Here is a 5,663-nt window from a genome sequence, read left to right as displayed (position 1 = left end):
TTTATCTACGCATCGTGCTTTCCGAAAATCGATTCCGATGTTCGGGCCGATGCGCTAGACCGGTCAGCCGATCCTGCGCCTGACGACGGGTTCGTGGCCGGAAACCCCGGCAGCGGGCGCATGGGGCTTGCCCTCAAGCCGCCGGACCAGTGCCTGAAGCGCCTCGCCGCCGCTGTGGATGTGGCGGGCATAGTCGTTGAGCTTGCCGCCGGACGTCTTGTCCGTTTCGGCCATCATCAGTTCGGAAAAGCCGAGCACGGACGTCAGCGCGGTGCGGATCTCGGCGGGGACGGAGGCGTCGGCGAGAACGGTGTCCTCTCGGCGCGGCGCGGCCGTCTTCCCTTCAAGCGACCGCTCGAGCGATGCGCATTTCAGTTCCAGCTTGCGGCGGTCAAGCGCCATGGCGCTGACCTTTTCCCGCAGTCGTTCCTGCTCGGCCTGGAGCCGGGTCTGCTCCTGTCTGAAGCTGGTGATGTCGGTGCCGACCGTCAGTCGGGCGCCGTCTTCAATGGAGTGCTCGGCAATCCGCATCCACGCGCCGCGCGCCGTCCTGACCTCGGCCGCCGTGCCGCACGCACCGTGGTTGCGGCGAACGACAACGGCCTGATGCCGGCTTTCCGCAGCAAGCGCATCCCGGCGCATGGCGCACTGGCCGTCATCAAGGTCGTAGGCGGCCCTGAAGGCGGCATTGGCAAGGTCGAGGCTTCCATCCTTGCGCCACAGCGCCAGCGGCTGGGGCAGTGCATCAAAGGCAGCCTCGAGCATGCCGGCGCGCCTTGCAGACGCCTCGACCGCCTTCTGGTGGCACGATGCCTGACGGATGGCCGCGCCGGAAACGGATACGGTGTCGCCCCTGATCGCCGCATGGGCGCGAAGCGCGAACAGGCCGTAGCGTCCGTCCTGGCGGCGCAGGCGAAGATCGGCCTCTATCAATCCGTCATCCGTGGGGCGGAGTTTCCGGGAAAGCCCGCGCCGGTCATCGGGATGGACGAGAGCCAGGAGTCCGCGATAATCGATCTCTCGCGCCGTCTCGCCGAAGCCGAGGGCCGCGCAGGCCGAGCCGTCGAGACAGGCGCGGCGGCGCGCCGGGTCGAATGACCACAGTCCCGCCTCGCCGTTGGCGAGCATGACATCGCGCGCGCCGCGCTCGGCGGACATGACGCCTGTCGTCGCGTCGGCGCGGTTGATCTGGGTGTAGTAGGCGTAGACCACGACGAGCAGCAGCAGCGCCATGGCGGCAAACAGGGTGACGTTGAGATTGACCTCGGCGCGCCAGAAGGCATTCATCCGCTCCATCGCATGCAGCGCGATCACCATGCCGCCGTCATTGCCGACGAGCTGCATGGAGACCTGGTAGGGCGCGCCGTCGATCCGCGTCTCGACGACCTGTCCGCCGGTGCGCGGATGGTGGGCCGAGGTCAACTCGGGAAAGACGGAGGCGAGCGAACGGCCGACGAGGCCGGCGCGCGCTGGGGTTGCGGCAAGCACGGAGCCGCTGGTGTCGATCATCACGAGATCGGTGTCCGGGTCGGTGGCGGACACCGCGGAAAGCGCCTGCAACCTGTCGTCGGCGGCAGCGGCATTCTCGGGGTCGAACAGCGCCGTCTCGTCCTCCAGCGCAACAAGCGCGATCGTCGAGGTCAGTTCTGTTGCCTGGCGCAGGGCATCTTCCATGCGGGTATGGCTGGAGATCAGGGAGAGCCCGCGCGCCAGGGCGACGCAGATGAGAAAGGCAAGGATCAGATAGGGGATGGACTTCTTGAGAAGGCTTTCGACCGCCGGCCTGTTGGCGGCGGCAAAAGCGCCAAGGCCCTGAAAACCGACCTGTTCGCGGCCTGAAAATGTCTGGCTTGCAGTGAATCCGGAGCGCAGGTTCCCGTTCACTGCGGGGTCGTCCCACAGATCTGATCGTTTCATGTGCTTAAGTTCCCTCGTGCGATCCGCGAAACCGCCTTGCGAATCTACCCTAGTGAATCAAAGGTGATTCGGCTTGTCCAGCACCCTTCGGGAAGCTTTTGTTAACCATATATCAAATAAGGCTTTTTTGTGAATTGACGGCCGCCGCGAAAGCTGTACGGCGCAGCTGCGGCGGCCGGTCCGTCAAAACGGAGGACTCGGATTGCGTGTCTTGGCAAGCGCTAATTCAGCCTTTCAACATGCGACCGACGATATCCCGCAGGTTGCGGGAGAGATCATCATGGCCGGCAATGCGTTCGATAGCCTTGCGGGCAAGCGCGCGCCGTCCCGGCTCAAGCGCCTCGAAGGAGCGCATCGCCGTCATCAGCCGGGCCGTCAGCGTGGCATTGCGCTTGTCGGAGGTCAGGATGAAGTCGGCGAAGAAAGCGTAGCCCGCGCCGTCGGGCCGGTTGAACCCGGTCGGATTGGACGAGGCGAAGGCTCCGATAAGGGCGCGCACCCGGTTGGGGTTGGTCTCGTCGAAGGCATCATCACCCATCAGCGATGCGACGCGTTCAAGCGTCTGCCCGCCCGGAACCGTCGCCAGCGTCGCGAACCATTTGTCGAGCACCAGCGGCTCGCGGGCAAAGCGGCGCCTGAAATCGGCAAGCGCGTTTTCCGCCTCGCCGGAGCCTGAAAACTGGTGGGCCAGAACCCGCATGGCGGCCAGCATGTCCGTCATGTTGTCCGCCGCCTGATAGGCCCGGCTTGCGCGTTCGGGCGCCTTCTCTGCGGCCGAGGCAAGCGCGAGCGCCGTGTTGGCGAGCGCCCGTCTGCCGGCGCTTTCGGCATCGGGGCTGAAGGCGCTGCGCGTGCCCATGTCGGCTGTCAGGCGGATGAAGGTCTCGCGCCCGGCTTCGGCAATGGCCTCGAAAACCGCCTTTCGCGTCGTATGGATCGCGTCCGGGTCGACATTGTCGCCGATCTCGCGGCCGATATCGAGTTCGCTCGGCAGCGTCAGCGCCAGGGCGCGGAAAGCGGGTTCGAGCGTCTCGTCCTCCGCCGTGGCGACGAGAACCGCGCTCAAGCCTGCATCCGGCCTCACCGTCCGTCCGGCCCTGATCTCCTCCGTCGCCCCGACCAGCGCCTCGAGCGCCAATGCATTGACCGTATCCCAGCGGGCAACCAGATCGGTCTCGGCCCCGGCGATCCTGAGCCGGTCCTCGCGCGACTGGTCGAAGCGGACCCGCACCGGCGCGGAGAAATCGCGATTGACCGAAATGGCCGGACGCGCGCCGATCCCTTCAAAGACGAAGGTCTGCTCGTCCTGCGTGAGTTCCAGAACGTCCTCGCGATGTGCCCCGCCGCTGATCGCCGACGGTTCCATGTCGTCGCCGTTGGGGCCGATGAGGCCGACCCGGAGCGGGATGTGCAGCGGCTTCTTGACCCTCTCGCCGGGGGTGGGCGGCGTCTTCTGGCCGAGCGTCAGCTTCAGCTCGCCCTTCGCCTCGTCATAGAAACTGGCGACCGAGATCATCGGCGTTCCGGCCTGGTGGTACCAGAGCGAGAAATGCGCGAGATCGTGGCCGGTCGCATCCTCGAAGCATTTCAGGTAATCCTCGATCGTCACCGCGCCGCCGTCATGGCGCTCGAAGAACAGGTCGAGTCCCTTGCGGAAGCCATCCGGTCCCAGAAGCGTGGCGATCATGCGCGAGACCTCGGAGCCCTTCTCGTAGACCGTTGTCGTATAGAAATTGTCGATTTCGAGATATTCGGTCGGGCGCACCGGATGGGCGAGCGGCCCGCCGTCTTCCGGGAACTGGTGGGCCCTGAGGAATTTCACTTCCTCCACCCGCACGACCGGGCGCGAGCGCTCGTCGGCGGAGAACTCATGCTCGCGATAGACCGTCAGGCCTTCCTTGAGGCTCAGCTGGAACCAGTCGCGGCAGGTGATCCGGTTGCCGGTCCAGTTGTGGAAATATTCATGCGCCACCACGGCCTCGATCCGGGCATAATCGTCGTCGGTCGCCGTTTCCGGATCCGCCAGGATCAGCCGGTCATTGAAAATGTTGAGGCCCTTGTTCTCCATCGCGCCCATGTTGAAATCGGAGACGGCGACGATCATGAAGATGTCGAGGTCGTATTCGCGCCCGAAGCGTTCCTCGTCCCACTTCATCGCGCGCTTGAGCGAATCCATCGCATAGCCGGCGCGTCCGGCCTTGCCGTGCTCGACATAGATCCTGAGCGTGACCGCGCGGCCTGACATGGTCGTGAACCTGTCCTCGATCATCGCAAGGTCGCCGGCGACGAGCGCGAAGAGATAGGACGGCTTGGGGAAGGGGTCGTGCCACCGGGCCATGTGCCGGCCGTCATCGAGCTTGTGTTCCTCGACGAGATTGCCGTTCGACAGCAGGAGCGGGCAGGTCTTCTCGTCGGCGATGATCGTCACCGTGTAGACCGCCAGCACGTCGGGCCGGTCGTAGAAATAGGTGATGCGGCGAAAGCCCTCCGCCTCGCACTGGGTCGAATAGACGCCGTTTGTCCGGTAGAGGCCGAGAAGCTGGCTGTTGGCGCTCGGATTGATGCGCGTCTTGATCGTCAGCGTGAAGGCGCCGTCCTCGGGCAGGTCGCGGATCGTCAGCCTGTCGGCGTCGCTGTCATAGCGCTCGGGGAGCAACGGCTTGCCGTCAAGCGCAAGGCCGGACAAGGCGAGCCCGTCGCCGTCGAAGATCAGCGGAGCGGAAGGGTCCGCGCCCGGCCGGCGGCGCATGCGGATCTGGCTCCCCACGGTCGTCATCGTCTCGCCGAGGTCGAACACCAGGTCGACGGTCTCGATGAGGAAATCGGTCGGCTGATAGTCCTTCAGGTAAACGGTCCGGTTCTTGTCCGCTCGCATGGGCTTCCTCTTCATATGGTTTCATTCGGCGCGGCCGATCGATGCACAACAAAGCGCCCGGGGCGGGAAAATGCAAATGCTTCGCCGGATTTTCATGAAATCTGTACAGGCATGCGGGAACTGGCGTAAGGAGGATGGGACATACGCGGCCCTTGCCGCCCACAACCCTTGACCAGAATGCCCCGTTCATGCCCTTCGAAACCAATGCCAACCCGTTGCGCGGCATCGTCCTCAAACTGTCCTCGATCCTTGCCTTCCTCGGCATGCAGACCTGCATCAAGCTCGCGGGCGAGGGGATCGCGCCGGGGCAGGTGACGTTTTACCGCTCCCTGTTCGGCATCGTGCCCATCATCGTCTATCTCGCCTGGCGGCATGAACTGAAGGGCGCTTACAAGACGAAACGCCCGGTCGGCCATTTCCTGCGCTCGCTGATCGGCATTACCTCGATGGGCATGGGGTTTTACGGCCTGATGCACCTGCCGTTGCCGGAGGTGATCGCCCTCGGCTATGCCCTGCCGCTGCTTTCCGTCGTTTTCGCCGCCCTGCTTCTTGGCGAGGTGGTGCGCATCTATCGCTGGACGGCCGTCGGCGTCGGGCTGTTCGGGGTGATGATCATCTCCTGGCCCAAGCTGACGCTTTTCCGCGAGGGCGGGATCGGTTCGGAGGAGGCGCTCGCCGTTGTTCTCGTCCTTGCAGGCGCGGCGCTCGGCGCGCTGGCGATGATCCAGGTCCGTCGCCTGCTGGTGACCGAGAAGGGGCCGACGATCGTGCTCTATTTCTCGACCTTTGCCGCGCTGCTGTCGCTTGCGACGCTGCCCTTCGGCTGGGCCTCGCTCGGCTTCTGGCCGCTCGTCCTGCTCATCCTGTCCGG

General features: G+C 64.9%; 3 protein-coding genes. 1 reads left to right on the top strand and 2 read right to left on the bottom strand.

The features are described 5' to 3' along the window. Positions 1-63: 63 nt before the first annotated feature. Together AC5DC2_RS18355 and pepN are read right to left on the bottom strand one after the other, a co-directional pair. On the bottom strand, positions 64-1,917 hold the full coding sequence (locus AC5DC2_RS18355; protein WP_491699511.1) for a hypothetical protein: 1,854 nt from the start codon (positions 1,915-1,917) through the stop codon (positions 64-66). A gap of 226 nt (positions 1,918-2,143) precedes the next feature. Then, positions 2,144-4,792 carry an aminopeptidase N gene (gene pepN / locus AC5DC2_RS18350; protein ID WP_491699510.1) on the bottom strand — a complete coding sequence of 883 codons (2,649 nt, stop codon included), beginning with the start codon at positions 4,790-4,792 and terminating at the stop codon, positions 2,144-2,146. A gap of 188 nt (positions 4,793-4,980) precedes the next feature. Between pepN and AC5DC2_RS18345 the strand changes: the two genes are divergently transcribed. Next, on the top strand, positions 4,981-5,663 hold a 683-nt coding region (locus AC5DC2_RS18345), incomplete at its 3' end, for a DMT family transporter (protein WP_491699512.1).

Source organism: Martelella sp. (genome assembly GCF_984369615.1).
The sequence above is the reverse complement of the archived record's forward strand: the minus strand, read 5'-3'. Positions and strand labels throughout refer to the sequence as shown.